This window comes from Streptomyces sp. NPDC053665 (assembly GCF_055585285.1).
On the sequence record NZ_JBVJKK010000004.1, the window covers coordinates 524,810 to 550,971 of the forward strand.

23 protein-coding genes and 1 pseudogene are annotated in these 26,162 nt (G+C 70.0%); 13 read left to right on the forward strand and 11 right to left on the reverse strand.

Annotation, left to right across the window (positions count from 1 at the left end; genetic code table 11):
- The first annotated feature begins 256 nt into the window (after positions 1-256).
- The gene (locus tag ACZ6ZN_RS19355; RefSeq protein WP_469647754.1) at positions 257-2,728 is read left to right on the forward strand and encodes a helix-turn-helix domain-containing protein; all 2,472 of its coding nucleotides are present in this window, start codon (positions 257-259) and stop codon (positions 2,726-2,728) included.
- A 481-nt stretch (positions 2,729-3,209) separates the two neighbouring features.
- On the forward strand, positions 3,210-3,908 hold the full coding sequence (locus ACZ6ZN_RS19360) for a DUF4232 domain-containing protein (RefSeq protein ID WP_469647757.1): 699 nt from the start codon (positions 3,210-3,212) through the stop codon (positions 3,906-3,908).
- A gap of 202 nt (positions 3,909-4,110) precedes the next feature.
- Here ACZ6ZN_RS19360 and ACZ6ZN_RS19365 read toward each other — a convergent pair whose 3' ends face one another.
- The 3 genes and pseudogenes from ACZ6ZN_RS19365 to ACZ6ZN_RS19375 form a co-directional block, all read right to left on the reverse strand.
- Positions 4,111-4,965, reverse strand: coding sequence for a glycoside hydrolase family 16 protein (locus tag ACZ6ZN_RS19365; protein WP_469647758.1), 855 nt, complete (start codon positions 4,963-4,965; stop codon positions 4,111-4,113).
- A 184-nt stretch (positions 4,966-5,149) separates the two neighbouring features.
- Positions 5,150-5,611: a hypothetical protein gene (locus tag ACZ6ZN_RS19370; RefSeq protein ID WP_469647760.1), complete on the reverse strand. Its 462-nt coding sequence runs from the start codon at positions 5,609-5,611 to the stop codon at positions 5,150-5,152.
- 393 nt (positions 5,612-6,004) lie between these two features.
- Positions 6,005-7,404, reverse strand: a pseudogene (locus ACZ6ZN_RS19375) (MFS transporter).
- A gap of 105 nt (positions 7,405-7,509) precedes the next feature.
- Between ACZ6ZN_RS19375 and ACZ6ZN_RS19380 the strand changes: the two are divergent.
- The 6 genes from ACZ6ZN_RS19380 (at position 7,510) to ACZ6ZN_RS19405 (ending at position 11,950) form a co-directional block, all read left to right on the forward strand.
- Entirely contained in the window at positions 7,510-8,118 is a 609-nt protein-coding gene (locus tag ACZ6ZN_RS19380; protein ID WP_469647762.1) for a TetR/AcrR family transcriptional regulator, read from the forward strand.
- Between the two features lie 77 nt (positions 8,119-8,195).
- Positions 8,196-8,600 (forward strand): DUF6153 family protein, encoded by a 405-nt coding sequence (locus tag ACZ6ZN_RS19385; RefSeq protein WP_469647764.1) that lies wholly within the window; start codon positions 8,196-8,198, stop codon positions 8,598-8,600.
- A 114-nt stretch (positions 8,601-8,714) separates the two neighbouring features.
- Positions 8,715-9,353, forward strand: a complete 639-nt coding sequence (locus tag ACZ6ZN_RS19390) for a DUF305 domain-containing protein (RefSeq protein ID WP_451878853.1) — start codon at positions 8,715-8,717, stop codon at positions 9,351-9,353.
- Positions 9,354-9,578: 225 nt separating this feature from the next.
- Positions 9,579-10,118, forward strand: coding sequence for a DUF4396 domain-containing protein (locus ACZ6ZN_RS19395; protein ID WP_451878852.1), 540 nt, complete (start codon positions 9,579-9,581; stop codon positions 10,116-10,118).
- Between the two features lie 240 nt (positions 10,119-10,358).
- Complete coding sequence (locus ACZ6ZN_RS19400) at positions 10,359-11,405, forward strand: glucose 1-dehydrogenase (RefSeq protein ID WP_451878851.1); 1,047 nt, start codon at positions 10,359-10,361, stop codon at positions 11,403-11,405.
- A gap of 35 nt (positions 11,406-11,440) precedes the next feature.
- Complete coding sequence (locus ACZ6ZN_RS19405) at positions 11,441-11,950, forward strand: gluconokinase (protein WP_451878850.1); 510 nt, start codon at positions 11,441-11,443, stop codon at positions 11,948-11,950.
- 199 nt (positions 11,951-12,149) lie between these two features.
- On the opposite strand, the gene ACZ6ZN_RS19410 is transcribed toward ACZ6ZN_RS19405, so the two are convergent.
- The 3 genes from ACZ6ZN_RS19410 to ACZ6ZN_RS19420 form a co-directional block, all read right to left on the reverse strand.
- A complete protein-coding gene (locus ACZ6ZN_RS19410) occupies positions 12,150-13,874 on the reverse strand; it encodes an acyl-CoA dehydrogenase family protein (protein WP_469647768.1) in 1,725 nt (574 codons plus the stop codon).
- Between the two features lie 76 nt (positions 13,875-13,950).
- The gene (locus ACZ6ZN_RS19415) at positions 13,951-14,508 is read right to left on the reverse strand and encodes a PadR family transcriptional regulator (RefSeq protein ID WP_469647772.1); all 558 of its coding nucleotides are present in this window, start codon (positions 14,506-14,508) and stop codon (positions 13,951-13,953) included.
- Positions 14,509-14,798: 290 nt separating this feature from the next.
- Positions 14,799-15,500 carry a FadR/GntR family transcriptional regulator gene (locus tag ACZ6ZN_RS19420; protein ID WP_469647775.1) on the reverse strand — a complete coding sequence of 234 codons (702 nt, stop codon included), beginning with the start codon at positions 15,498-15,500 and terminating at the stop codon, positions 14,799-14,801.
- 236 nt (positions 15,501-15,736) lie between these two features.
- Between ACZ6ZN_RS19420 and ACZ6ZN_RS19425 the strand changes: the two genes are divergently transcribed.
- From ACZ6ZN_RS19425 to ACZ6ZN_RS19440, 4 genes are read left to right on the forward strand one after another with little or no spacing between them, the layout of a single operon-like run.
- On the forward strand, positions 15,737-16,978 hold the full coding sequence (locus ACZ6ZN_RS19425) for an aminotransferase class V-fold PLP-dependent enzyme (protein WP_469647777.1): 1,242 nt from the start codon (positions 15,737-15,739) through the stop codon (positions 16,976-16,978).
- Complete coding sequence (locus ACZ6ZN_RS19430; protein WP_469647778.1) at positions 16,975-18,276, forward strand: ABC transporter substrate-binding protein; 1,302 nt, start codon at positions 16,975-16,977, stop codon at positions 18,274-18,276. The genes ACZ6ZN_RS19425 and ACZ6ZN_RS19430 overlap by 4 nt, the downstream gene beginning before the upstream one ends.
- Before the next feature lie 2 nt (positions 18,277-18,278).
- Positions 18,279-19,259 (forward strand): carbohydrate ABC transporter permease, encoded by a 981-nt coding sequence (locus tag ACZ6ZN_RS19435; protein WP_469647781.1) that lies wholly within the window; start codon positions 18,279-18,281, stop codon positions 19,257-19,259.
- Positions 19,256-20,092, forward strand: coding sequence for a carbohydrate ABC transporter permease (locus ACZ6ZN_RS19440; RefSeq protein WP_469647784.1), 837 nt, complete (start codon positions 19,256-19,258; stop codon positions 20,090-20,092). The genes ACZ6ZN_RS19435 and ACZ6ZN_RS19440 overlap by 4 nt, the downstream gene beginning before the upstream one ends.
- Before the next feature lie 18 nt (positions 20,093-20,110).
- Here ACZ6ZN_RS19440 and ACZ6ZN_RS19445 read toward each other — a convergent pair whose 3' ends face one another.
- The 5 genes from ACZ6ZN_RS19445 to ACZ6ZN_RS19465 form a co-directional block, all read right to left on the reverse strand.
- Positions 20,111-20,638 (reverse strand): SMI1/KNR4 family protein, encoded by a 528-nt coding sequence (locus tag ACZ6ZN_RS19445; protein WP_451878842.1) that lies wholly within the window; start codon positions 20,636-20,638, stop codon positions 20,111-20,113.
- A 326-nt stretch (positions 20,639-20,964) separates the two neighbouring features.
- The gene (locus tag ACZ6ZN_RS19450; protein WP_451878841.1) at positions 20,965-22,209 is read right to left on the reverse strand and encodes a hypothetical protein; all 1,245 of its coding nucleotides are present in this window, start codon (positions 22,207-22,209) and stop codon (positions 20,965-20,967) included.
- Between the two features lie 316 nt (positions 22,210-22,525).
- Positions 22,526-22,939, reverse strand: coding sequence for a VOC family protein (locus tag ACZ6ZN_RS19455; protein WP_469647789.1), 414 nt, complete (start codon positions 22,937-22,939; stop codon positions 22,526-22,528).
- Positions 22,936-23,520, reverse strand: coding sequence for a dihydrofolate reductase family protein (locus tag ACZ6ZN_RS19460; protein WP_469647792.1), 585 nt, complete (start codon positions 23,518-23,520; stop codon positions 22,936-22,938). Before ACZ6ZN_RS19460 ends, ACZ6ZN_RS19455 begins: the two co-directional genes overlap by 4 nt.
- A 693-nt stretch (positions 23,521-24,213) precedes the next feature.
- A complete protein-coding gene (locus ACZ6ZN_RS19465) occupies positions 24,214-24,609 on the reverse strand; it encodes a DUF302 domain-containing protein (protein ID WP_469647794.1) in 396 nt (131 codons plus the stop codon).
- Positions 24,610-24,788: 179 nt separating this feature from the next.
- Between ACZ6ZN_RS19465 and ACZ6ZN_RS19470 the strand changes: the two genes are divergently transcribed.
- A complete protein-coding gene (locus tag ACZ6ZN_RS19470; protein WP_469647797.1) occupies positions 24,789-26,153 on the forward strand; it encodes an MBL fold metallo-hydrolase in 1,365 nt (454 codons plus the stop codon).
- The last annotated feature ends 9 nt before the right edge of the window (positions 26,154-26,162 follow it).

The following is a 26,162-nucleotide window of genomic DNA, read 5'->3' on the forward strand; positions in this document are numbered from 1 at the left end:
CATGCGGAAGGTACTCCTTCGGGTGACCAGCGATGAGTCGTGCGACAGAGCTCTCTCGCGAGTGCGAGGACTCCGTGCACAGGACGACGGACCGGGGCCGGGCGGCTGGCCCCCCGGTCCCCAAGCACCTTCAGCCAACCGGAGGGCAGCGGGGCGGCCCAGGCAGTATCACCGGCAGAAGTAACGCCTTGTCATAATTGCGCCGGACGGTTCCGGCGTTGTGCCGGACCACACGGACCAGGGGGACGTTCCGAGGATGAGCACCGGTACACCGGCCACCGGCGGGTTCGGCGAGCGCCTGCACGGTCTACGGAGGAGAGCCGGGCTCAGTCAGGAGGACCTGGCACACGCGTCGGGAGTGAGCGTCAGGGCCCTGTCGGACCTGGAACGCGGCCGCGCGCGGGGACCACAGCGCCGAACCGTCGAGGCCCTGGCCGCCGCGCTGAAACTCGACGCCACCGATGCCCGGGAGCTGGAACGGGCCGCGAGCCTGGGCCGCCCCCGCCCCCGTACTCGCCCCACCACCCCGTCCGCACCCCGGCAAGCCGCCGAAGACACCCCGGGGCAGACCGCCGGGGCGACTACGCAGCCGGCTTCCGGGGGCACGACAGGTCAGGCCGCCAGCACGAATACGGGCCCGATCACGGCACCCGTCGCGCCGAACACCCTCGCACTGCCCCGTGATCTGCGCGACTTCACCGCCCGCGGCCCGGCCCTGGCGCGGCTGCTGAAGCTGGCGGAAGACCTCGACCCGGCCCATCCGCCAGTCGCGGTCATCTGCGGACAGCCCGGACTGGGCAAGACCACCTTCGCCGTCCACGCCGCCCACTCCCTGGCCCCCCATTTCCCCGAAGGGCAGTTCGCCGTCGACCTGCGCGGCATGGACACCACGCCGACACACCCGCGCGACGCCCTCGCCCGGCTGCTGCGGGCACTGGGGGTGGCCGAAGGGACCATACCCACCGGCATGGAGGACCGCTGCGGTCTGCTGCGGTCCGTGCTGCGCGACCGGCGGGTGCTGCTGCTGCTCGACAACGCCGCCGACGAGGAGCAGGTACGCCCGCTGCTGCCCGCCCAGGGCCCTTCGCTCACCCTGGTCACCAGCCGGCACGCTCTGGCCGCTCTGGAAGCGGCCCACCGCACCGAACTGGCCCTGTTGCGCCGCGAGGAAGCGGTCGAGTTGCTCACCCGCATCATCGGCCCCGAGCGCGTACAGCGGGAAAGCCAGGCCGCCCGCGACCTCGCGGACCTGTGTGGGAACCTTCCCCTGGCGGTCCGTATCGCGGGACAGCGCCTGGCCTCCCGGCCCGGCGAGAGCATCGCCAAACTCGTCACCCAACTCGCCGCGCACGAACGCCGCCTGGACACCCTGCGCGCCGGTTCCCTCCAGGTGAGGACCGCCTTCGACCTGTCCTACCGGCAGCTGAGCCCGGCCACCCGAACCGTCTTTCGCCGTGCCACTCTCGCCGCAGGGCCCGATTTCAGCCCCGAGACCCTGGCCCTGTTGGCCGACCTGACGCCGCGCCAGGCCGCCCGCTGCGCACAGGACCTGACCGATGCCGGGCTGTTGCAGCCCCACCCCACGGCCGACCGCTACCGTTTCCACGATCTGCTCGCCCTGTTCGCCGGCGAAAAGGTGATTGAAGAGGACGATCCGGCTCAGGTCGCCGCCGCCCGGGAACGGACCGACAAGTGGACTTTGCGCCGGGCCACCACCGCCGCGCTGCTCTTCGATGCCGAACACCGTCAGCACGCCGACGACGCTGATCCCGACCCCGCCACTGCGCCCGCCAACCGTGAAGAGGCCCACACCTGGTTGGAAGCGGAGCGGGCTCAGTGGCTCGCGGCCCTGGTCCGGGCCCAGGCAGACGGCCGACACCAAGAGGTCGTCCAGGCAGCGGAGGCCATGCACTGGTTCTCCGATCGCACCCTGCACTGGGAGCTGTGGGCGGACGTCTTCCGGCGATCCGTCGACTCCGCCCGCGCGCTGGGCAGCAAGCGGGACGAGGCCGTCCACCTCAACTACCTGGCCTGGGCCTACAACGTCTGCCTCTATGACCACGACTCGGCGCTGGCCACGGCCGAAGCCGCCCTGGACGTGGCGCGCGAGATCGACGACCGGCTTCAGGCCGGCTGGGCGCTGAACTACGCGGCCGAAGCGCTCCACCGGCTCCATCGGGTCGAGGAGTCCATCACCCGACTCCGCGAAGCGGCCGACCAACTGGGCCGGCACAACGACGTACGAAGTCGCCTAGCCGAGCTGTCCACCCTCAACAATCTGGGCCGTTATCTGCGCCAGGCCGGCCGCGCCGAGGAGGCCCTGACCATCCACCGGCGCAGCGAGGCCATGTGCAGCGCCGGCGTACCCGGCAAATCCCCCGACCTCATCGGCCTGTACCTCGCGTCGGCCCGGCAGCACATCGGCAACGACCTCGCAGCGCTGAACCGCTGGGCCGAGGCCGAGGCCCCGCTGCGTTTCGCGGTGGCCCGCTTCGACAAAGGGCGGATGCCCGCCTGGTGCGAATCAGCCCGCCTCGACCTCGGCCGTGTCCTCCGCCGGATCGACCGTTACCAGGAAGCCCGGGAGACCCTGGCGGCTGCCCACGAGGCCCTCACCGAGTTGGATCACCCCCGGCAAGTCGAAGCCGCGGCCGAACTGGCTGAACTGCGGGAGCCGGGAGAACACGCCGAAGACACGAGGCGGGCGAGGCCCGCGCGAGGTAGGTGAGTCCGTACTCCCGCTACGGTCGGTGACGGCCCGGCGCGCCGAGGTGATCCGGTGACTTCGTTGTTGTCGGCCGGCGCCCGCACACTCACCCCGGCCTCGTGGCACAGCGCCTCCGGCTCAGTCCGGCGCTCACCCGTACGACCCGCAACCGCTGCCCGAAGTGTCTGCCCGGACGCATGCCGTGGTGCACCGCGGATGGTGATGATCGTGCGGCCCGTACCGGCGCAAGCTTCCGGCAGAAGTATCGCCGACCGTATTTCTGCCGGGAGAACCGCCTGGGCGAGGACTACCGGAAGTGGTCGACTGAAGGCCGACACGGAGCGCCTGTTCACGGACCTGTACGGGTCCTGCCGTCCCAGCCGACGCAACGTCGGGGCACAGGGGCGCACAGGCCAGGACCCTCCGTCGTCGACCGATCGGTATCACCATCCGGGCCGACGGCACCGCGCTGCGGCTCGTACTACACACGGGGGACATCTCCATGAACACGCTGCACCGCTCCACGCTGCTCGCCGTCGCGGGCACGGCTCTCACCCTGTCGCTCACCGCCTGCCAGAGCGACTCAGGCAGCACGTCGTCGTCCCGGCCGACCGCCGCGGCCACGGTGGCGTCGTCCCCGGCGGCGGGTGCGACGACGGCAGTCGAGGGCACGGGCACGTCCGAGGGGTCCGGGTCGGCCGGCTCCGCGCGTTCGGCGGCGGCACAGGGGTCCACCGACGCCTCTTCGGCCGGCTCCACGGGAGGACGCGGGACGGCTTCCACCTCGGTCTGCACCGCGCGGGACGTCCGCGTCACCGCCGCCACGCAGGACGGCCCGCCCTACACCCACATCGTGCTCACGGCGCGCAACACCTCCGGGCACTCCTGCCGGCTGACGGGCTTCCCGCACATCCAGTTCCTGGAGAGTCACAAGCAGGACGTCCCGGCCGTCGCCAAGAGCAAGCCGGCCACGCCGGTCGTGCTCACGGCCGGGGCCCCGGCCTACGCCCTGGTCAAGCTGTCGGACGGCGGGGTCGACGAGGACAACGAGCCCGTGTCGGCGTTCTCCGTGCAACTGGAGGGCGACTCCACGGTCATCGCCGTCACTGCCCCCGGCAGCGACGGCATCTCCGTCGACCCGGCCAAGGCCCTCACCGGCTACTGGACCCCGGAACTCCGCAACGGCGCGGACGACTTCTGAGTCCGATTCTCCGAGCGAGAGCAGACGAACTCGTTTGAGCCTCCTGCATTCCGCCTCTGAGTCAGGCCGGGCGAACCCGTGTCAACCCAAGCTGGCAACGGCGTGAGTGTGCGTCCCGCCCGGCTGACCCGTACTCGGCCGGGATGCCACGGAGACGGTGGGGGAGTGGGGCAGCACTGCCAGGTGCGGCATGCCCGTGCCGTCACCCGCGACCTTCACCGTACAAGCGAACGTAGTCCACGGTCATCGTGGCGGGGGAGGGCGTGGTGCTGTCGGGAGCGCCTGGCCAGTCGCCTCCGACGGCGATGTTGAGCAGGAGGTGCAGATCTTGTTCGAAGACCCAGTCGCCTGGCCGGTCCAGCTTCGCCGGAGTCAAGGTGAAGTACGGCTTGCCGTCGATGGACCAGGTGATGCGGTGTGGCTGTTTGTCGACGGCGTAGACGTGGAAGTCCTGCGACGCATCACTCGGCAGAGTGGTGGAGCCACCGATCCCGTCCTCGTTGAAGTAGGACGGTCCGTGCGCGGTTGCGTACACCGTTCGCGGCTCTCCGCCGACCACCTCGCAGATGTCGATCTCACCCTGCCCGGGCCACTCGACTCCGTTGTTGCCGAGCATCCAGATCGCCGGCAACAGGCCCGTGCCGGTAGGCAACTTCGCACGGATCTCTGCTCGTCCGCGGGTGAGCGCGACCTTCCCCTCGGTGGTCAGACGGGCGGAGGTCCACGGGCAGAACTCCTGTGTGTAGCACGGAAGCTGCGAGCCGGCGGGGGCCCGCCGTGCCGCGATCACCAGGTGCCCGGCGCCGTCGAGAGCGGAGTTGGCCGCATCGTCGGTGTAGTACTGCAACTCGTTGTTGCCCCACCCCTCGGCTTCCCGGTTTCCCGTTTCGGTGTTCCACGACCGGCTTGGCGGACGGGTGCCGGCCGCACCTGCGAACTCAGCGCTCCAGAACGGCTTTCGAGCGACTTCGGCCCTGTGCATGTCCGGGCTGCTGCCGCATCCACCCAACAGTGCGCTCAACGTCAGTACGAGTGTCAGGCGGAGGGGTCGGTTCATCGTGCTGCTCCTGCGTGCTGGTGGCGAACCCCAGTGTGGCGCAAGCGGGCAAGAGCCTGACTGTCAGGGGGACGGGCGACGTCGCTGCTGAGGAATGGTCAGGATTGTGGATCAGGAAACGCGGAGAGCGCACCGGCGGCATCACCTTCCGGGCCGGGAGCAGCATCAGCCTGAGGACGGCTCTTCAGTCGTAGAAGAAGAGCTCGAGGTCCTCGACGGATCCCGGCCCGGTGAGGAAGCGTTCAGCCTTCGCGATCTCGTCTTCGGGTGGCAGCCGGCCCTGCAGGAGGTGCCGCATCCAGATTTCTCCTTGCTCGCCGACCGCGTAGATGCCGGACAGCAGCTCGGTCATGCCTGCAGGGCGCGGTGGACGGCGTCCGGCGACCGGCTGGAGCACCCATCCGCCTGATCGGGCCGCGAGTCGCAGCACCCCGGCCCAGTTCGCGATCCTCCCGATGCGTACGTGCCACGAGTCCTCGGTGAACGGGGCCATCCGTCCGCCATGCAGAGGGTTCGTGGCGGCGGCGATGTCCTTGGCCACTTGTCGTTCCACGGCGTCACGGACCCAGCGCCCTTCCTGCGCTTCTTCGATGGCGGCCTCCCACCAGTTCCACCCGCCCTCGAGTCGGTCCGCGAACGCATCCATGCGGACAGGCTAGGTCGCGAGGCTGGGAGACGCTGCATGGATCTCTTCGCGCCGTTCCCAGCGAACACGCGGGCGCCGGAAGCCGCGCAGCCAGGCGATGATGTGCTCGACGATCACCGCACGGCTCCGAGCCCTGAGCCGTGCGGGACCTCGCGGCGGGCGATCACTGGTTTCATGCCTCGGGATCAGAGTCGCCGGTGGTATCCGGAGTGGTCGAAGCGACGGTCGCCGGGGCCGCCCCCGGCTGTGGAGTCCTCGCCGGCCGGAGCACCAAGTTGCTGCGATGACGCCTGTGCAGCCGTCGCCCTGGTGCACACCCGCCGGCTCGTCGGGGCACGGGCCTTTTGAGCGTGAACCTTCGCATCAACCCGTAGGCCGCAGTACGTGGTTCGGTCAGCGCGTCGTGGGTGGGATGAGTTTGAGGGTGATGAGGGCGGAGGCTGCGGCGACGCCGGTGGCGAGGAGGAAGGCGTTGTCGAAACCGGTGGTGGGGGCGGTGCCGCTGTGGGTGACGAGGCTGGCGGCTGCGGCGGTGGAGACGGCTGCGGCGCCGGCGGAGGCGCCGAGTTCGTGGAAGGTGCTGACGATGCCGGAGGTGACACCGGCTTCGTGAGGAGCGACGTTGCCCAGCGCGGTGGCGGAGGCGACGACGAAGAGGGCGCCCAGTCCCGCCGCGGCGATGCTGACGCCGGTGACCATGGCGGTGGTGCCGGACCACAGGACGGGGATGAGGAATCCGGCGGCGCTGACGGCGAGGGCAGTGCCTGCCAGTGCCCGGGCCCCGAGGCGTGCGATGACGTGGCCGGCCGCGGTGGCGGCGGCCATGGTCACGAGTGCGACGGGAAGGAACAGGATCCCGGTGGCCATGGCGCTGTGGCCTCGGTGATTCTGCAGGTAGAAGGAGCCGAGGAAGAACACGCCGACCATCAGGGCTGTGGCGACCGCGATGACGAAGGTGCCCGCGATCACCGGGCGCCTGGTGAGCAGCTGAAGGTCCATCAGGGGGGGGCCGCTGCCCGGCGCTGGCGGGCGGCGAAGGCGGCGTAGGCGGCTGCCGCGGCGGTGAGCAGAGTGAGGGTGAGCGCATTGAGCCAGCCGTGGTCGCCGACACGGATCAACGCGTAGATCAGGCAGGCGGTGGCGCCGGCGACCAGGGCCGCGCCGGGCACGTCGAGCGAGCCGGAAGCCACGGGCGGCAGGCTGGGCAGGATCCGGGCGAGAGCGACGGCGACGATCAGGCCGACGGGCACGTTGACGAAGAACACCCACGTCCATCCGGGACCGGCTGTGATCAGGCCACCCAGGAGGACGCCGAGGGCGGCGCCGCCACCGCCGAGCGCGGACCAGAGGCCCAGCGCCTTGGTGCGTTCGTCGCCGTCGAAGAGCCGCACCACCACCGACAGGGCCGCAGGCGAGAGCAGTGCTGCGCCCGCGCCCTGAGCGATGCGCGCACCCAGCAGCATGGGTGCACCGGTGGCGAGCCCGGCGGCCAGCGAGGCGACGGTGAAGACGGCGAGCCCCGTCAGGACGATGCGCTTGGCGCCGAAGAGGTCCGCGGCCCGGCCGCCGAGCAGCATCAGGCTGCCGAATGTGAGGGCGTAGCCGCTGACCACCCAGGTCAAGGTGGCACGGCTCAGGTCGAGTTCGGCGCCCATGTGGGGCAATGCGATGGCGACCACGGTGATGTCGAGGATCAGCATCAACTGGGCCAGGCCGAGCAGGCCGAGGATCGGCCAGCGCAGTGGGTGTGGTGCTCCGGGTGCGCGGGCGCTCGTGGTGTCCGTGTCGCTCATGACGTTGTCCTCTCACCTCTAAGTCGTACAGTACTGTTCAGGTTAGCCCTACGGTGCGCCTAAGCCAAACAGGTATGTACGACTTACTTGGATAGGGTGCGAGGTATGGGGAGCAAGAACACCGTCAAGCGCGCCGACGCCCTGCGGAGCATCGACGCGATCGTCAAGGCCGCCGCCGAGTGCCTCGGCCAGAACCCTGAGGCGAGTCTCAGCGAGATCGCACGTGCCGCGGGTGTGGGCAGGGTGACGCTGTATGCGCACTTCGCCTCCCGGGCGGAGGTCGTCGACGCGGCGATGAGCCACGCGGTGGACCAGGGAAATCAGGCGCTGGACAAGGTCGACCTGGGAGGCGATCCGATGCGGGCGCTGGCGCGCTACGTGGAGGCCGGCTGGCAGCTGGTCGACCAGGCCCGCGCGCTGCTGGTCGCCGCCCAGCGGGAACTGCCTGCCGGGCGCATCCGCGAACTGCACAGCGGCCCGGCCGCCCGAGTGGAGACCCTCATCGCCCGCGGCCGCGCCGAAGGGGTCTTCCGTACGGACCTGCCGATCGCGTGGCTGGTCAATGTCATGCACTCGGTCATGCACAGTGCCGCGGACGAGGTCCGCGCGGGCCGCCTGACCTCCGAGCACGCCGCCGGCCACATCACCGCCACGGTTCAGGCGGCCTTCACCCCGCCGGGAAGCCCGGTGCCGGGTCCCGCCCCTGGAGCGTGACGCCCCCGGGGGTGAAGGGATGCGGCAACTGGCCGACGGGCCGTGCCGCGTGCGGGCTGCCCCGTACGATGAGTCCCGTGACCAGGTGCATCCGCAGCAGCAGCCGCCCCGCCGGGCGGCTGTTCGTGCTGCTGGTGCTGGCGGTGCTCGCCGGGGTGGTGGGCATGCACGGTCTGGTGCCCGGTGCGGCCATGGCGGCGCAGGCGCGAGCCGGCCACGAGATGGCCATGGCCGCCGCCGACGGCGCCGCGTACCTGAGCGCGGGATGCTCGCACACGGACGGCGGGCCGGGACATCTCGACCACGCCGACGCCACCTGTGCGGCCACCGGTACCGGCTCGCCGTACACGCCGCCCGCCCTGGCCGTCGGCCCGGTGCTCCAGGCGCTTGCCGGCACCGGCCTCGTCACCGCGCCCAGCGGCTCGTCGCATGACGGACGTGCGCCGCCCGACCTGTCCGAGCTGCAGCTTCTGCGGATCTAGAGCGGCCCGCCCGGCACCCCGCGCGCCCATCTGCGCGGGTGCCGTGCTCTCGCACGCCCTTCATCCGATCCACCGCGCGCCGTGAACCGCCGCGCATCAAGGAGTTGCAGCACCATGATCCGTACGCGTTCCGTGTTCCGCCGTACCGCTGTCGTCGCCGCCGCGGGTGCGGCAGCGCTCGTCCTGGCCGCCTGCGGCGGCGACGGCGACGACTCGTCCGGGCACGACAGCCACAACAGCAACAGCGCTTCCCCCGCCGCTTCTGCGCCGGCGTCCCGGGGGCAGCACAACGCGGCCGATGTCGCCTTCGCCGCAGGGATGATCCCGCACCACCGCCAGGCCGTCGAGATGGCCGACCTCGCGCCCGAGCGGGCTCAGTCGGCCGAGGTGAAGAAGCTCGCCGCCGACATCAAGAAGGCCCAGGACCCTGAGATCAAGACCCTGTCGGGCTGGCTCACCTCCTGGGGCGAGCAAGTGCCCGCCGAGGGGGCCATGGGCCACTCCATGCACGGCGGTGCATCCGGCGGGATGATGACCATGCAGGAGATGGAGCGGCTGGAGAAGGCCTCCGGCAAGGCGTTCGACACCGCCTTCATGGACCTGATGATCAAGCACCATGAAGGCGCGGTCGCGATGGCCGAGACCGAGCAGGCCGACGGTGCCTACGGCCCGGCCAAGAAGATGGCGGGGCAGATCGTCACCTCGCAGAGCGCGGAGATCGAGCAGATGAACAAGCTGCTCGGCAACGCCTGACGCCCCTCCGCGAGCACGGGGCGGGCACCACCGTCCACCGGACGGGCACCACCGGTGCCTGCCCCGTCTCGCGCCGGCGGTACAACCACCGGTGCCTGCGCTACCCAGCCCCGGCAGCACACGCGGGCAACCTCGCTAGCCACATACCCCCAGGGGGTATAAAGTCTGGGTTGTGGGACCACCTCCGGTCAACCACGCTGGAAGCCGAACAGGGGATGACAGGTCATGGACCACAGCACCCACCACACCGGTACCGCGCACGGCCACACGGCCCCTGCACCTGGCCACGGCCACGGGGGCCATCAGGAACACGGCGGCGGCCACGGCAAGGGCGCGGCCTGGTCGACGGCGGTGAAGGCGACCCTGCACTGCCTGACCGGCTGCGCCATCGGCGAGATCCTCGGCATGGTCATCGGCACCGCCCTGGTGTGGGGCAACGTGCCCACCATGATCCTTGCGATCTCCCTCGCCTTCGTCTTCGGCTACTCCTTCACCCTCTTCGCCGTCGTGCGCGCCGGCCTGCCCCTGAAGGCCGCCCTCAAGGTGGCCCTGGCCGCCGACACCGTCTCCATCGCGGTGATGGAACTGGTCGACAACGCGATCATCGCCCTGACGCCGGGCGCGATGGACGCCCAACTGTCCGACGGCCTGTTCTGGTCGGCGCTGCTCGGCGGCTTCGCCGTCGCCTTCCTGATCACCACCCCGGTCAACAAGTGGATGATCGGCCGAGGCAAGGGCCACGCCGTCGTCCACGCCTACCACTGACGCGACGGGCGGTGCCGCCGTCGAACGGCCGCCCCACATCTGCGGCCCGCGCCCGCAGCGAGTCGTCGGACTGCTCCTGGCGCAGCCGCGGCGCCTTGATCACACGGAACGATTACCGCCCTCCGCCCGCCCCCCGGTCGTCCTACCGGCGCCGACTGGTGCTGAAGGACTCCGGACGGGACATACGTCAGGAAGCGGTGCGCACGAACGGCGCCCATGACAGGAGGGACGAGGTTGGCGATGCGTGCATTGACCGTGCGGCCCGGTGAGAAGGGGTCCCTCGAGGTGCGGGATGTGCCCGATCCCGTTCCGGCAGCCGGAGAGCTGCTGGTGCAGGGGCTGGCCGTGGGGGTGTGCGGAACGGACAAGGAGATCGTGCAGGGCGAGTACGGCTGGGCTCCCGCGGATCGTGAGTGGCTGGTGCTGGGGCACGAATCCCTCGGGAGAGTCCTGCAGGCGCCGCCCGGCAGTGACTTCACGGCCGGGGACCTGGTGGCCGGGGTGGTGCGGCGGCCGGACCCGGAGCCCTGCGGGGCGTGCGCGCAGGGCGAGTTCGACATGTGCCGCAACGGCCGCTACACCGAACGCGGCATCAAGAGCATCGACGGCTTCGGCGCGCAGATGTGGTGCGTGGAGGCCGACTACGCGGTGAAGCTCGCGCCGCATCTGGAGCGCGTAGGTGTGCTGCTGGAGCCTACTTCCGTGGTGGCCAAGGCATGGGAACAGGTCGAGCGTGTCGGTGCCCGCTCGTGGTTCGACCCGCGCCGGGTCCTGGTGACGGGTGCTGGGCCCATCGGTCTGCTGGCCGCTCTTCTGGGCGCACAGCGCGGTCTGGAGGTGCATGTGCTCGACCGGATGACCGAAGGGACCAAGCCATCCCTGGTACGGGACCTGGGTGCCACGTACCACGCGGGGGACGTCGAGCAGGTCATCACCAGTGTCCGCCCGGACGTCGTCATCGAGGCCACGGGCGCGAACGAGGTGGTCCTCACCTCCCTGACGGGCACCGCGCCCTACGGAGTCGTGTGCCTGACCGGGGTGTCTCCCACGGGCCGCAGGACCACCGTGGACGGTGGTGCCATCAACAGGGAGATCGTCTTGCAGAACGACGCGGTGGTGGGATCGGTCAACGCCAACCTGCGCCACTGTCGCCAGGCTGCCGACGCCCTGGCGCAGGCGGACCTGTCATGGCTGGAGCGCATGATCACTCGGCGGGTGCCGCTGGAGCGGGCAGGGGAAGCGTTCAGCCCCCAACAGGACGACGTCAAGGTGGTCATCGAACTCTGATCGACCGGTGACATCCACTCGAAGGAAGGACCTGAATGTCTCACCAATCCGTTCCCTTGGTTGTCGTCATGGGCGTTTCGGGCTCGGGGAAGACCACAGTGGGCCGACTGCTGGCAGAGCGCCTCGGTGTCGGTTATGCCGAGGGGGACGACTTCCACCCTGCGTCGAACGTGGCGAAGATGCGAGCGGGCCGCCCCCTCGACGACACGGACCGCGGGCCCTGGCTCGACAAGGTCGCACAGTGGCTGGTCGACCATGCCGACAGCGGCGGAGTGGTGACATGCTCGGCGCTCAAACGGCGCTACCGTGACCGGCTGGCCTCTGCCGCGCCACATGTCTTCTTCCTCCACCTCGACGGCTCGCCGGAGCTCATCGCCGCACGCATCACCGCCCGGCGGGGCCATTTCATGCCGCCCGAACTGCTCCGTTCGCAAGTGGCCGACCTCGAACCGCTGGGTGAGGAGGAAAGGGGCGCGGCCGTCCCGATCGACGGAACGCCACAGCAGACCGCTGCCCTCGCTCACGCCGCCGTCCTGTCCGCATGAGCGGCACACGCGCTGACGAGCACCCGCGTACGGTGCACAGCTGTCGGTCTCGCTCCCCTTGCCGCCGCCGGGAAGCCGAGTCCGCACACCCTCGCCGAGCACGACCTGCTCGAGTATCCGGACGCGGCTCCCGAGCGGCATGAGGCCCGCCTCGCGCGTGGTCTGCGAGGTGCGTCCCGGGGCGTGCCGAGGGTTCGGGTCAGGGCATCATCTCGTACGCCCCGGACAGTGCCTCGACGCGCTTCCAGACCCGCTCGGAACGGCCGCCGTCGACGACCGGGCGCCGCACCGCGCCGTGCGCCCAGCGCTGCTGCTCCTCGGTGGCGGAGTCCTTGCCGTGCAGCTCGACGGCGTGCGCCGAGAAGTCCCGTACGAGGACGGCGAACAGCTCGTCGAGCACCTCCTCGTGGAGTCCCGACAGGGCTGCCTGCTCCAGGACCAGCTGCCCGTGGACGACGAGCGCGAACAGCTGACCGACCGCGAGGAGCAGGTCGAGGTCACGGCGCTGCTCCTCGTCGGGAGCCATCGTGCGGACGAACTCGCACAGAGCATCGGCCTGTTCCCGGAACCGGGCGACGTTGGGGAGGTGGGCGTAGGTGTCGAAGGCCGGCCGCCAGTCGTGGAAGCGCACTGAGCCGAGGCCGCGGGCCGGGCCCTGGCGGAAGAGGAAGTCGTCGTCGGCCGCGGCGAGGCGGGACGGGACCGGCTCGTAGGCGACCGGGTCGAGGAGGTGGTTGCGCATGAACTTCAGGATCAGCGCCAGATTGACGTGGACGGTGCCCTCCAGCTTCGGCAGACTGCGGATCTCGACGGCGGCCTGGGAGAAGTAGGTGTCCTTCTCGAAGCCCTTGGCGGCGATGACGTCCCACATCAGGTCGATGACCTTCTCGCCCTCGGTGGTCACCTTCATCTTCGTCATGGGGTTGAAGAGGAGGTAACGGCGATCGTCGGGGCCGGCCGTGCGGAAGTAGTCGACGGCGCGGTCGCTGAACAGCTTCATCCCGACGAGCCGGACGTACGCGTCGGTCAACTCCCGCCGCACGTGCGGGAAGGCCGTGACGGGGCGGCCGTACAGAATGCGGTTCTGCGCGTGGGTGACGGCCTCGTACATCGCGTGCTCGCAGATGCCTATCGAGGCGGTGCACAGGTTGAACTTGCCCACGTTGACGGTGTTGAGGGCGGCGTCGAAGGCGGCGCGACCGGTGTGCAGGACGTCGTCCGGGGTGACGGGGTAGTCCTCCAGACGGAACTCGCTGACGAACTTCGAGGAGTCGACGACGTTCTTGACCAGGTGGTAGGCGGGGTGACGGCTGTCCGCGGCGAAGAAGACGTAGCCGTCGGGGCCCTCGACGTCGGTGCGGCGGCCGAACACCGAGACGAGCCCGGCGGCGTTGCCGTTGCCGATGTAGTACTTGGAACCACTGGCCCGGAAACCGCCTGTGCCGTCGGGCTCCAGGAGCATGTCCGTGGAGTAGATGTCGGCGCCGTGCGCCTTCTCGGACAGGCCGAAGGCGAACACCTCACCCTGGGTGAGAAGTTCGGCGGCGCGGGCACGAGCGGCGGCGTTGTCGCTCTGCCACACCGGGCCGAGTCCGAGGATGGTGACCTGCCAGGCGTACCAGTAGTCGAGGCCGTAGAAGCCGAGGATCTCGTTGAGGGCGGCGATGCGGGCGGTGTCCCACCGTCGGTCGCCACCGTCCTCCGCTGCGGCGGAGGCGGGGGTGAGGAAGGTCGCGAAGAGGCCCTCCTTGGCGGCGAAGGTGAGGAAGTCACCGAGCCAGGCGCGGGTGCGGTAGTCCTCGATCAGCCGGCGCTTGCCCCGCTCTTCGAACCAGTCGACGGTGGCGCGCAGCAGCCTGCGGGTCTCCGGATCGAAGTGTGCGGGGTCGTAGGTGCGCGGGTTGAAGAGCAGCGCGTCGGTCACGTGTGCCGCCTTTCGGCTGGGAGGGGTGGGAGGGGTGAGGGTGGGCCCGGGTGTGAGTCCCGGGGGGCTCGGCCGGTCAGCGACCGGTCTCGAACCGGGCGAGTGTGGCTCGGACGTCGTCGAGCCAGGCGATCATCATGCGTTCGTACGCGATGCCGCCGCGCAGTACGGCGTGCTGGAGTTCCCGTTCGGCGTCGAGCGAACCGTCCGTCGGTGGGCCCCCGAAGTCGCGGGACTCGCCCGCGAGGTAGTGAGCGAGGCGGTCGGTGTGCGTCTGCTGGTGCCGCTCGACTTCGCTGATCAGGGCGGCCGGGTCAGCGAAGGCGGCGCCCCGGATCTTCACCGCCAGATCGTGGCGCACGCTCTCGGGCTCGGTCGGTTCGCTCAGCCATGCGGAGAGCGCTTCCCGTCCGGGCCGGGCGACGGAGTACTCCTTCTTGTCCGGACGTCCGTACTGCGGGACATCGCGGACGTCGACCCAGCGGTCGCTCTCCATGCGCTTGAGAACGCGGTAGATCTGCTGGTGGGTGGCGGTCCAGAAGTACCCGATGGACCGCTCGAACCGCCGGGCGAGCTCATAGCCGGAGCCCGGCTTCTCCAGCAGGGAGACGAGGATCGCGTGTTCGAGCGCCATGGTGGGATCTTGCTATGCGCCTAGTTGCATAGCAACGCCTCCGCGGTGAGACACCGCTCACCCGGGGCAGTTCGCGCGCGGAGCATCCCTGGCGGCGGCGTGTGGGGGAGGGGGAAGCCCGGCCGGGTGTGCTCGGCGGCCGCGGTGTCCTCGCTGAGCAACGCCTGCCTCACCCGGCGGGCTGAGCAGGAAGCCCGCCGGCCGATGGTCCCGGTTCGCGACCGTTGCGCAGATCGGTACCGGTGCTCACTCCGGTATCTGTGCTCACTCCCGTCCCGGCGCCCATGACCTCAGCCGGCGTCGTCGATCTCCTCGACCGGCGGCATGAACGCCCGCAGCCACCGCTCCGTCTGGGCGACGTGCGCCTGCGCCGCGCCGGCCGCCGCGACCGGGTCGCGATCGGCGATGGCGGTGGCCAGGACGCGGTGGTCCTCGTCGCTCTTCCTACGCAGTTCGGGGCCTTCGGGCAGGGTGAAGACCTGGTATTTGCGGGACCGGGAGCGGAAGACCGCGAGGAGCGTGGCCAGAGTCGGGTTGCCGCCCAGGCGAGCGATCTCGGCGTGGAAACGGTGGTCCAGTTCCGACGCCTTGGCGGGGTCGCTCGTGGCCTCCATGTCCTCGATGAGAGCGAAGAGCGTGTCCACCGACTCCGGGGTGCAGCGCGCCGCCGCCTGGGCCGCGACGTGCGCCTCGAGGACCCGCCGGATCTCATAGACCTCCAACAGGCCCGACAGCGGCAGAAGTTCGAGGGTCAGGGAGAGGCTTCCGATCACGTCCTGTGGCCTCAACTGCGAGACGTACGTGCCCGAGCCGTGCCGCGGTTCGATGACACCCAGGGCGGCGAGCATCCGCACCGCCTCGCGCAGCGACCCCCGTGACACGCCCAGTTCCTCGCAGAGATCCCCTTCGGGCGGGATGCGCTCGCCCGGGCCGAGACGCCCGGTCCCGATCATGTGCCGCAGGCCGTGGAAGGCCTTCTCGACTGCGGACATCCGTTTCCCTCTTCCTCCCCGGGCGAGCCGCGATCAGGCCGCGTCCCTCGGAGAACTGTAGCGAGGCCCGGCGGGCCCTCAGATGTGCCGGGTACGTTTCCCCGGCAAGTCATCTGATGACTTTCACTGTACGACCCTTGTTTCCGCTCGGGAAGGTGGGCAGGATGCCGAGTCATCAGATGTGTCCGGCGGAGGGTGAACCTCCGCAGGACCGCCCTGCCCAGATGTGGAGTCCCGTGAGTGAGACCGAGGTGACCACCGCACCGCGCCCCCTGCTCCTGGCGGACGGCCGGCCCGCCGACCGGGCCTGGTCGCTCGACCCTGCCCTCAAGCATCTGAACCACGGCTCCTTCGGTGCCGTTCCGCTGGTGGCACAGGAGCACCAGGCCCTGCTGCGTGCCGAGATGGAACGCTCACCCGTCGTGTGGTTCCCGGCGCTGCCCCAGCGCCTCGCCGCGACACGGGTCGAGCTCGCCGGCTTCCTGCGGGCCGACGCCGGCGATCTCGCCCTCGTACCGAACGCCAGCGCGGGCGCGAGCGTCGTCTACTCCGCCCTCGACCTGCCTCCCCGCTCCGAGATCGTCGTCACCGACCACGGCTACGGTGCCGTGACGATGGGCGCCGAGCGGCTGGCCCGCCGCAGCGGCGGCCGGGTCCGCACCGCCCGGGTGCCGCTGGACGCGGACGAGGACCAGGCGTACGAGGCGGTCACCGCCGAGCTCGGCGACGCCACCGGCCTCGTCGTCGTCGACCAGATCACCTCGGCGACCGCACGACGACTTCCGGTGGAACGCATCGGGGCGGAGGCCCGCCGTCGCGGCATCCCCGTCCTCGTCGACGGTGCACACGCGCCCGGCCTGCTGGAAGAGCCCCTGGCCGGCGCCACGTACGACTTCTGGACCGGCAACCTGCACAAGTGGGGCTGCGCCCCGCGCGGCACCGCGGCGCTCATCGCCCGTGGGCCGCTGCGCGAGCGCCTGCACCCGCTGATCGACTCCTGGGCCGCGGCCGATCCCTTCCCCGACCGCTTCGACCAGCAGGGCACCGTCGACGCCACCGCCTACCTGGCCGCGCCGACGTCCCTCTCCTTCGTCGAGCACACCTGGGGCTGGGCGACCGCCCGCCGCTACATGGACGACCTGGTCGACTACGGCGCCCGTGTCATCGGCGCGGCGCTCGCCGGTCCGTCCGGCGCTGACTCCCCGGTCGACGTCGGCATGCCCGTCCCGGGCATGCGTCTGGTGCGCCTGCCGGACGGGCTCGCCGCCGACCGGATCGAGGCGGACGCCCTGCGGGACCGGGTGGCCCGGGAGCTGGGCGTGGAGGCGGCCTTCACCAGCTTCGCAGGCGCCGGGTACATGCGCCTGTCCGCGCACGTCTACAACACCGCCGCCGACTACGAGTACTTCGCCGAGGAATGCGTCCCCGTCCTCGGCACGTGGGCACGACAGAGCACAGGAAAGAGGTCAGCACCATGAGAAGAAGGACGGTGGCCCTCGCGCTCGGCACCGCCGTGGCGACCCTCCTCACCGGCTGTTCCACCATGAGCCCCCAGGCGAGCGGAACGGTCACCCTCGACATGGTCGAGAGCCTGACGAACCCGACCCGCACCGCCCTGCTCAAGGACCTCATAGCCGACTTCGAGCGGCAGAACCCCAAGATCAAGGTCAATCTGGTCTCCCCGCCCACCGAGCAGGCCGACCAGAAGCTTCAGCAGATGCTCCAGTCCGGCAGCGGGGTGGACGTCCTGGAGGTCCGCGACATCACCGTCGGGCCCTGGTCGAACAACGGCTGGCTGTACGACATGAAGAAGGATCTGGAGGGCTGGAAGGGCTGGCAGGCCATGACGGAGAACGCCGTCAACGCCTCCAAGGACGCCGAGGGCCGGACGTACTTCGTCCCGTACGGCTTCTACGGCCTGAGCCTGTTCTACCGAACCGACCTGATCGAGAAGGCGGGCTTCGACAAGCCGCCGGCCACCTGGAAGGAACTGCTGGAGCAGGCGTCCGCCATTCACGATCCGGCCCAGCGCCGGTACGGCTACGCATTCCGGGGCGGCGCCAACTCCCACAGCAACGCCACCGCCGCCATCGAGGCCTACCTCGCCGAGCAGGTGGACCCGGCCGACGGCTTCAAGCTGAAGGACGGTCGCACGATCTTCTCCGCTCCCGCGGCCGAGGACGCCATCGAGAACTACCTCGAGCTCTTCAAGAAGGCGTCCCCGAAATCCTCCGTCTCCTGGGGCTATCCGGAGATGGTCGAGGCGTTCTCCAACGGCTCCACGGCGTTCCTGCTTCAGGACCCCGAAGTGATCGCCACGGTCTCGGAGTCGAAGTCCATCTCCAAGGACCAGTGGGCCACCGCGCCGCTGTTGGCCGGGCCCGAAGGCAAGACCGTGCAGCCGCTGGCCACCGCCGGCTGGGGCGTCGCCAAGGGAAGCGATCACAAGGCCGAGGCGGTGAAGCTGGTCGAGTTCCTGTCCCAGGGCGACGCCTCGACCTCGTTCACGCAGAAGAACAGCCTGGTGCCCATCCTCAAGTCCGCGGCCGACGAACCCTTCTACCGGACCGGCCCCTGGTCGAGCTACGTCACCATGACCGAGCAGCCGGACAAGTACCTGGTCGTCGCCCAGCCGCGCGGCGTCAGTTGGTGGGCCGAGTGGCAGCAGAAGGCGGACACCGACGTGCAGAAGCTGATCCTCGGCAAGACGACGCCGAAGAAGCTGCTCGCGGGCTGGGACGCGTACTGGACCGAGAAGCGGCGGCAGGAGCAGTAGACATGCCCGTCACCTCCACCAGGACGCCGAAGACAGCGCCGGGCACGGGGGAGGCCGTCCGCAAGGGTGGCGTCCCCCGCGGGGGCGGGCGCAGGCGCGAGTTCACCACCCGGCGCGGCCTCAGCATCGCCGCCTTCATGGCACCGGCCGCGGTCTTCGTGACGATCTTCACCTACTACCCCGTGATCGCGGGCGGTCAGATGGCCTTCCGCAACTGGAAGTTGACCGACCTGACCGACACCTCGTGGGTCGGGCTGCACAACTTCGGCGACGTGTTCAGCGACCCCGCCTGGGGGACCGTGCTGAGCAACACCGCCCTGTGGGTGGTCGGTTCGATCGTCCCGCAGCTGGTCATCGGCTTCGCGCTCGCCCTCTGGCTGCGCCGGCGTTTCCGCTTCCGGGGGCTGTACCAGGCGCTGATCTTCTTCCCCTGGGCGATCTCCGGCTTCCTCATCGGCATCCTCTTCCGCTGGCTGTTCAACAGCGAGTTCGGCGTCGTGAACGACCTGTTGCAGAAGGCCGGACTGATCGACGAACCGATCGCCTGGCTGGCGGATCCGGACACGGCGATGGCGGCCGTGATCGTCGCCAACATCTGGTACGGCGTCACCTTCTTCACGATCATGATCCTGGCCGCGCTCCAGTCGATCCCGGACGAGCTCTACGAGGCGGCGGCCCTGGACGGCGCGGGCAGGACTCGCACGCTCTTCCAGATCACCATCCCGTACATCCGCACCACGCTGGCCCTGACCGTGCTCCTCCGCGTGATCTGGATCTTCAACTTCCCCGACCTGATCTTCGGCATGACCGGAGGCGGGCCGAACGACGAGACGCACATCGTGACCACCTGGATGATCAAGATCACTCAGCAGGGCGACTACGGCAGGGCGTCCGCGCTCGGCCTTCTCGTGGTGGCCGCGCTGCTGGTGTTCGCGGTGTTCTTCCTCCTGGCCACGCGTGAGAAGAAGGGGGTGAGGTCGTGACCGGCAAGGGGTCGGCGGCCGGCCGGGCCGTCAAGTTCACCTTCCTCGGGGTGTGGCTGCTCTTCACGGTCTTTCCGCTCTACTGGATCGCCGTCACCTCGCTGAAGGCACCGGGCGACATCTTCCACTTCCCCATCGCGTACTGGCCCGAGCGCTTCTCCCTGGAGAATTACCGCGGTCTGTTCGGCACCGCCGACTTCGGCACCTACCTCACCAACAGCCTCATCGTGTCGACCGTGGCCGGCGTGACGGCCACGGCGATCTCGATGCTCTCGGCGTACGTGCTGGCCCGTTTCGAGTTCCGCACGAAGTCGGCGCTGCTGATGGCCGCGCTGGTCACCCAGATGATCCCCTCGTTCATCGCGCTGGGCCCGCTCTACCTGCTGATGACCGACCTGAGACTGGTCGACAACCGCCTGGGCCTGATCCTCGTGTACATCGCGATGTGCATCCCCTTCTGCACGGTCATGCTCCGCGGCTTCTTCGAGAACATCCCGGACGCGTTGGAGGAGGCCGCCATGATCGACGGCCTGTCCCGCTTCGCGGCGCTGTTCCGGGTCCTCCTGCCGGTGATGCGCCCCGGCATCATCGCCGCTTTCATCTTCAATTTCGTCAACTGCTGGAACGAGCTGTTCCTGTCGGTGACCCTCATGAACAGCGACAGCAACAAGACCGTCCCCACCGCCCTGAACGGCTTCATCTCCAGCTTCAACATCGACTGGGGCTCGATGTCGGCGGCGGCCGTGTTGACGATCGTGCCCACGATGCTGCTGTTCGCCTTCGCCAGCCGTCACATCGTCGAGGGACTGACCTCCGGTTCGGTGAAGGGCTGACAGCCACCCGGCAGGCCCTCAGCGGCAGAGGGCCGCGATGTCGTCGCCGTACGAGGGGAACTCCGCCCGGGCGGCAGCGACGATCTCGCGTGCCGTCCGGCGTGGCCTGCTCGCGTGCCGCTCGGCCAGCGACACGAGGGCCGGGTCCGCACGGCCGGTCACGGCGCCGAACTCCACCGCCTCCATCGGTCCGACGCCGTCCGCCAGCAGCCACAGGAAGTCCGACAGGTCACCGGCCACGACACCGACGGCGCCCTCGGAACCCAGGAACACCACGGGTTGTTCCGCCAGCGGTCGCCCGGGCCGCACGCACCACAGCGCGGCGAGCCCGCCCGTGCCGTCCTGACCGAACACGCGATACCGGCTCCCGTCGAGATCGTCGTTGCCCGTCCAGCTCCGCAGCCAGCCGGTGGTCTCCTCCGCCGAGTCGAAGGCGGAGTAGGGCTCGAAGTCGATGCCCCGGCCGTCGGCGTAGTCGATGTCCACGTCGGCCAGGTCGGCCAGCGCGGGCGGGAAACGGCGGTCCTCACCAGTCATGTCGCTCACCGGTGCACCATAATCACCGGCCTGGGCAGCGGCGGCAGCGGACCCCGGCACTCGGACGACCGTGTCGCAGACCCGGCGGTATTCGCCGAGGGCACTGTCTGGGTCGGACTGGAGGCGGACGCGAGCGATGACGAGCGCCGCGAGGGAGGGCGACTGACGCAGCTGTCCGCGCGGGCGGAGAGCGGTGACTCGCTTCGTGTGATCAAGGCGCCGCAGCTACGTCAGGAGCAGTGCGACGGCTCGCTGGGTTCTCACGCCCACGGGAGTCCTCCACTACACGCTCCACGCCCCGCGACACCGAAGGGGCGCTTACCGGACGTCGGCCTTCACCGCCACTCCAGGACGTCCCCCGCGCTCAGCGCCCGGTCCGCGCCCTCTGCCGTGATCTTCTTCGGGGTCGCGCCGGGAGCGATGGGGGAGGCATAGTAATCGAGCCGGGTGCCCTGCAGCGATGCGAAAATCATCTGCTTTCCGTCCGGCGCAATAGCCCGCACCGTGTTCTTGCGATCCGTCGCCGGGATGATCGGACCGCCCAGGGCACCCTTCACCAGATCCGCCGTGCCGTCGAGTCGAGAGACATCCAACGTCCAGAAGGAATTCTTCCGCTTCGGGTCTTTGGCCTCGCCGTTTCGTGGGCCACATAGCACGGTCTTGTCGTCGACCCAGCCGTTGGGGTGGCAGTCGGCGCCGACCGGAATACTGGCGGCCTTGACACCCTTGGCCTTGAGCAGCGCACTGCGCTGTGGCGTGTCGACCACGTTGTAACCCTGCCAGGTGATGAAGGCCGTCGCCCTGCGCCCGTCGGGGCTGATCCGGACTTCCTTGCCGAAGAGCCCGCGCGCAGGGTCACCCGCGAGCGCCAGGCCGGCCCCGTCCATGTACTCACCTTCACCGCCCGCTTGTTGGATCACGGCGTGATCCCCAGTGACGGAACGGCTGGCAATGCGTACATGATCCGAGGAGTCGGTCTCGGTGAACCAGAGAGCAGTTCCGTTACGGGCGAAGACGGCGTTCTCCTCTCTGGGCGTGTCGCCGAAGTCGTCGCCCTGTTCGGCGGACAGCTTGGTCAGCTTGCCGCTGGTGTCGACGTAGCCCACCCCTGTCGCCTCGGTCTGTCGATCGATGAGGACGACGGCCATCCGGGAGAAGTCCTCGTCGAAGAGTTGCCGCAGCCGGGTGGCCGGGAGGGTGCGCGGCCCGTCGTCCGATGTGCCGACATCGGGGAAGTTGTCAGCGCACAGCTCCACGAGCGGGGAGGCTACGTCGTCGGCCTCCGCAACAACGGCCTCCGCCGGGACGGTGAAGGTCCGCGAGACGGTCCGTTCCCACGTCGTGGGATCCCAACCCGTGACCGTCACGCTGGCCGGCTTGCTCGCGGGTACGGAACACAAGGCGGTGATGATGACACCCCTGTCCGGGAAGGCTCCCTTCCCCTTGCCTGCGTTCTCGCTCCCGCCCTGCTGCCCGGCAGTCGCCTCGGTGCCGTTGACGCGGGGACCGGAGTCGTCATGGCCCCCGCCGCACCCCGCTACCAGCGGAAGCAGCGCCGTGACGACAGCCGACGCAGCCACACCCCAGCCCCGCCGACCGCCTCCGTGGCTCCCTGTTTTCCACACAACCGTGTCCCCTCGCGATGTCCTGCCCAGCAGCGGCCAGGTGATCGTAATGCAACTGGTGCGACGGTCCGCGGAGTTGGTCGACGACCGTGGATCCGTTGGACGCGAAATGGCGGAGGAGCCCGGGATCGTCTATCGATTTCTCGGCGGCGGCGGCTCTCTTGGCGGTCCTCCAAGACGGACTGACCAGAGCGGAGACGGCCGTAGGCGATCCAGCGACGGACCCGGTCGCGACGGCCGCCACCAGGGGCCGGGCAGGACCGTCCGCCGCTCAGGAGAAGTGCGCCGCGGTCATGCCTGCGGAGTGTCCGGCCGGCCACTCCACCAGTTCGATCCGGTACCCGTCCGGGTCTGTGAGCCACGAGGTCCTCGGGCCCGCGGGACCGCCCGGACGCAGGACGGGCCCCGGGTCCAGACCGGCTACGGCGAGCGCCTCCAGGGTGCCGGCCAAACCGTCCACCTGGACCGCGAGGTGGTCGAACCCGCTGCCCACATCGACGGGTCCGTGAGCGGGACGGTGAACCAGCTCAAGCGAAGCCGCCGTCTCCTCGGGGAACTTCAGGATCACCAGGCGGCTGCCGTCGCCCACCTCGACCCTGCCCAGCACGCCGTAGCCGAGGGCGGTGTAGAAGCGCAGCGAGCGTTCCAGATCGGTGACGCGGTACGACACGAAAAGCGTCTTCACGCCGCCTCCCCGGCCCGGCGCACCCGGTAGCGGAGGTGCGTGACGTCCCGGGCTTCGAGCCGCCGGACCAGTTCGAGCTCGGTGTGCTCACCACCGAGGTGCTCGAACAGCCGCCGGCCGCCCCCGAGGAGGACCGGCACCAGATGGATCTCCATCTCGTCCAGCTGCCCGGCTCGCAGCAGCGCCTGCGCCGCGCCGGCACCGTGCACCATCACGGGCCGGTCCCCAGCGGCTTCGCGCGCCAGCCGGGCACACTCGTCCACGTCGGTGATGAACCGCGCGTGACCGGGCGGCTCGTCTCCCTCGTCTACGTGGTGGGTGAGCACCAAGATGGGCACGCCTTCGTGGTGGTCACCCTGCCAGCGCCGGGCGAGCTCGAAGGTCCGCCGACCGGAGATCAGCGCGCCGGTCGCCAGCGCTTCCCGGTAGACCTGGCCGCTCGGCCCGTCGGACTCCCGGTCGTCGAGCCAGTCGAAGAGCCGTCCGCCGTCCCGCCCCAGCTCCTGACCTGGCCGGTCGTCCGGCCCGGCGATGAACCCGTCGAGCGACATCGACATGTACAGCCGAATCGGGTGGGACATCGTGGACTCCTTCGCTCCGCCACGCCACCGGCCCCGCGGCCTCTGCTCGGCCGACGGAGGTGCGTATAGAGGGGAGACTGCCGACGACCGGCGAACTCATCGCACCGGCACGCCGAGGAGGGTGTCACCGAAGATCGCGACGACCAGCTCAGCGCTCGAATGCCGCCGTCGCCACGGGTACCGCCGCAGCAAGGGCCGGGTCACGGGTCGACGGGCACAACGTCAGCGGCCCGGCAATGGGCGTGCTCGGTGAACAGCGACTCAAGGGCTGCGCGCCGGCGCCGATAGGGCAGCCGGTCAGGTCGGTGTCGCCCTGGTGCAGCAGGTCGAAGGTGGAACGGAACGAGTTCGCGGATTCCTAAAGGGGGCAACTGGCGAACCCGCGCGTGGGCTGCCGGATTACAGGTGGGAAGGTGGGCGGCTTCGTTTATGCCTGCCGTGGCTGTGATGGTTGTCAGAGTCACGAGGGTCGGTAGAGCACGGCGTAGGTGGCTGGCTTCGGTGCGATGAGCGCGGCGGCTGCGGAGACGGTGGCCAGGATGAAGAAGAGCGGGCGGTGGCCGTCGGGCGGCATGGCTACGGCGGCGCCGGCGCATAGGGCGCGAGGGCTGCCGCTGGGTGGGCGGCACCGGCCGGGAGGTAAGACTGCGGCATCGTGTGCCGGGGTCGGCCAGATGCCGAACCGGGGAGAGGTCAGGTGGCGGTCAGGGCGCTGAGCGCCGCGTCGAGTCGGGCGGTGGCTTCGTCGGCGATGGGCTTGAGGGCGTCCAGGCCGGTGAGGCTGACCATGGTGCCCGGGTCGAGGGCCTGGACGAGCGTGTGGTCGCCGTCGCGGCGGACGACGACGTTGCAGGGCAGGAGCAGGCCGATGGAGCGGTCGGCCTCCAGGGCCTGGTGGGCGAGCGGCGGGTTGCAGGCGCCCAGGATCAGGTAGTCCTCCATGTCGTGGCCGAGCTTGGCCTTCAGTGTGGCCTGGACGTCGATCTCGGTGAGGACGCCGAACCCCTGGTCGGCCAGGGCCTGGCGGACGGCGGCGGTGGCGGCGTCGAAGTCGGTGACGGCCAGGCGGATGGTGCGGTCGTAGGACACGGGCACTCCCGAGTAGGTGCGGAATGACTGGTTCCTCTATACCCCACCGGGTACCCGAAGCGTGCCGAGTAAAGCCTTGAGGCGCGCTCCTTGACCCCTGGAATACCCCCCTGGGTATAACTGTTAGGGTGAGTGTCAGATACCCCCCGGGGTACATCGCTCGAGAGGAGTCGTAAGCCGTGTTCTTCGTCGACACCCTGGAATTCGAGGGCCTGGGCAACCGCACCTACCTGGCTGGCGGACCCAGTGCTGCGGTGGTCGTAGACCCGCCGCGGGACATCGACCGGGTCGTTGCCGCGGCGGCCCGCCGCGGGGTGCGTATCGCGTTCGTGGCCGAGACCCACGTACACAACGACTACGTCACCGGCGGCCTGGAGCTGGCCCGCGTCACCGGCGCGCACTACCTGGTGCCGGCCGGAGCGCACGTGTCGTTCCCCCGTACCCCCATTGCCGACGGCGACACGGTGACGGTCGACGAGGGGCTGGTGCTACGCGCGATCGCCACTCCCGGGCACACCCCGCACCACACCTCCTACGCCCTTACCGAGGACGGGCGGGGTGTTGCGGCGTTCACCGGCGGATCCCTGCTGATCGGCACCGTCGGCCGCCCCGATCTGGTCGAGCCGCGGCTGACCGAGCAGCTGGCCCGGGCCCAGCACGCCTCTGCCCACCGGCTGGCCGACGAGCTGGACGACGAGGTGCCGGTGCTGCCCACCCACGGGTTCGGCAGCTTCTGCTCCTCCTCCCAGGCCGAGGGGGACGCGACCACGATCGGCAAGGAACGCGAGATCAACGACGCGCTGACCCTGGACGTGGACACCTTCGTCGCCCGGATGCTCGACGGCCTGGACGACGTGCCCGCCTACTACGCGCACATGGGCCCGGCCAACGCCGCGGGCCCGGCGCCGGTCGATCTCACCCCGCCGAGGCGCGCGGACGCCGAAGAGATCGCCTCCCGGCTGGCCGCGGGTGAGTGGGCGGTGGACCTGCGCAGCCGCATGGCCTTCGCCGAGGGGCACGTGGCCGGGTCGTTCAACTTCGAGGGCGAGGGCAAGCTCGCCACCTACCTGGCCTGGCTGATCCCGTGGGGCAAGCCCGTCACCCTGCTCGCCGACACCCCGGAGCAGATCGCCGATGCGCAGCGGGAGCTGGCGCGGGTGGGCATCGACCGCCCGGCTGCCGCCGCCACCGGCGACCCGGCCGGCTGGATCCGCGAGGGGGAGCAGCTCGCCTCCTTCCCCCGCGCCCGCTTCGCCGACCTCGCTGACATCCGTAAGCGCGGCGACGACGTCGTCGTTCTGGACGTGCGACGGGACGCAGAGCGCGCGGGCGGCCACATCGAGGGCTCGGTTCACATCCCGATCCACGAGCTGCACGGCCGTATCGGCGAGGTGCCGGACGGGACGGTGTGGGTGCACTGCGCCGGCGGGATGCGCGCGGCGATCGCCGCCTCCCTGCTCGATGCCGCCGGCCGCGACGTGGTCGCCGTCGACGACGGCTTCGACGCCGCGACGGAAGCCGGGTTGCCCCTGGCCTCCGCCTGAGTTCGCCCA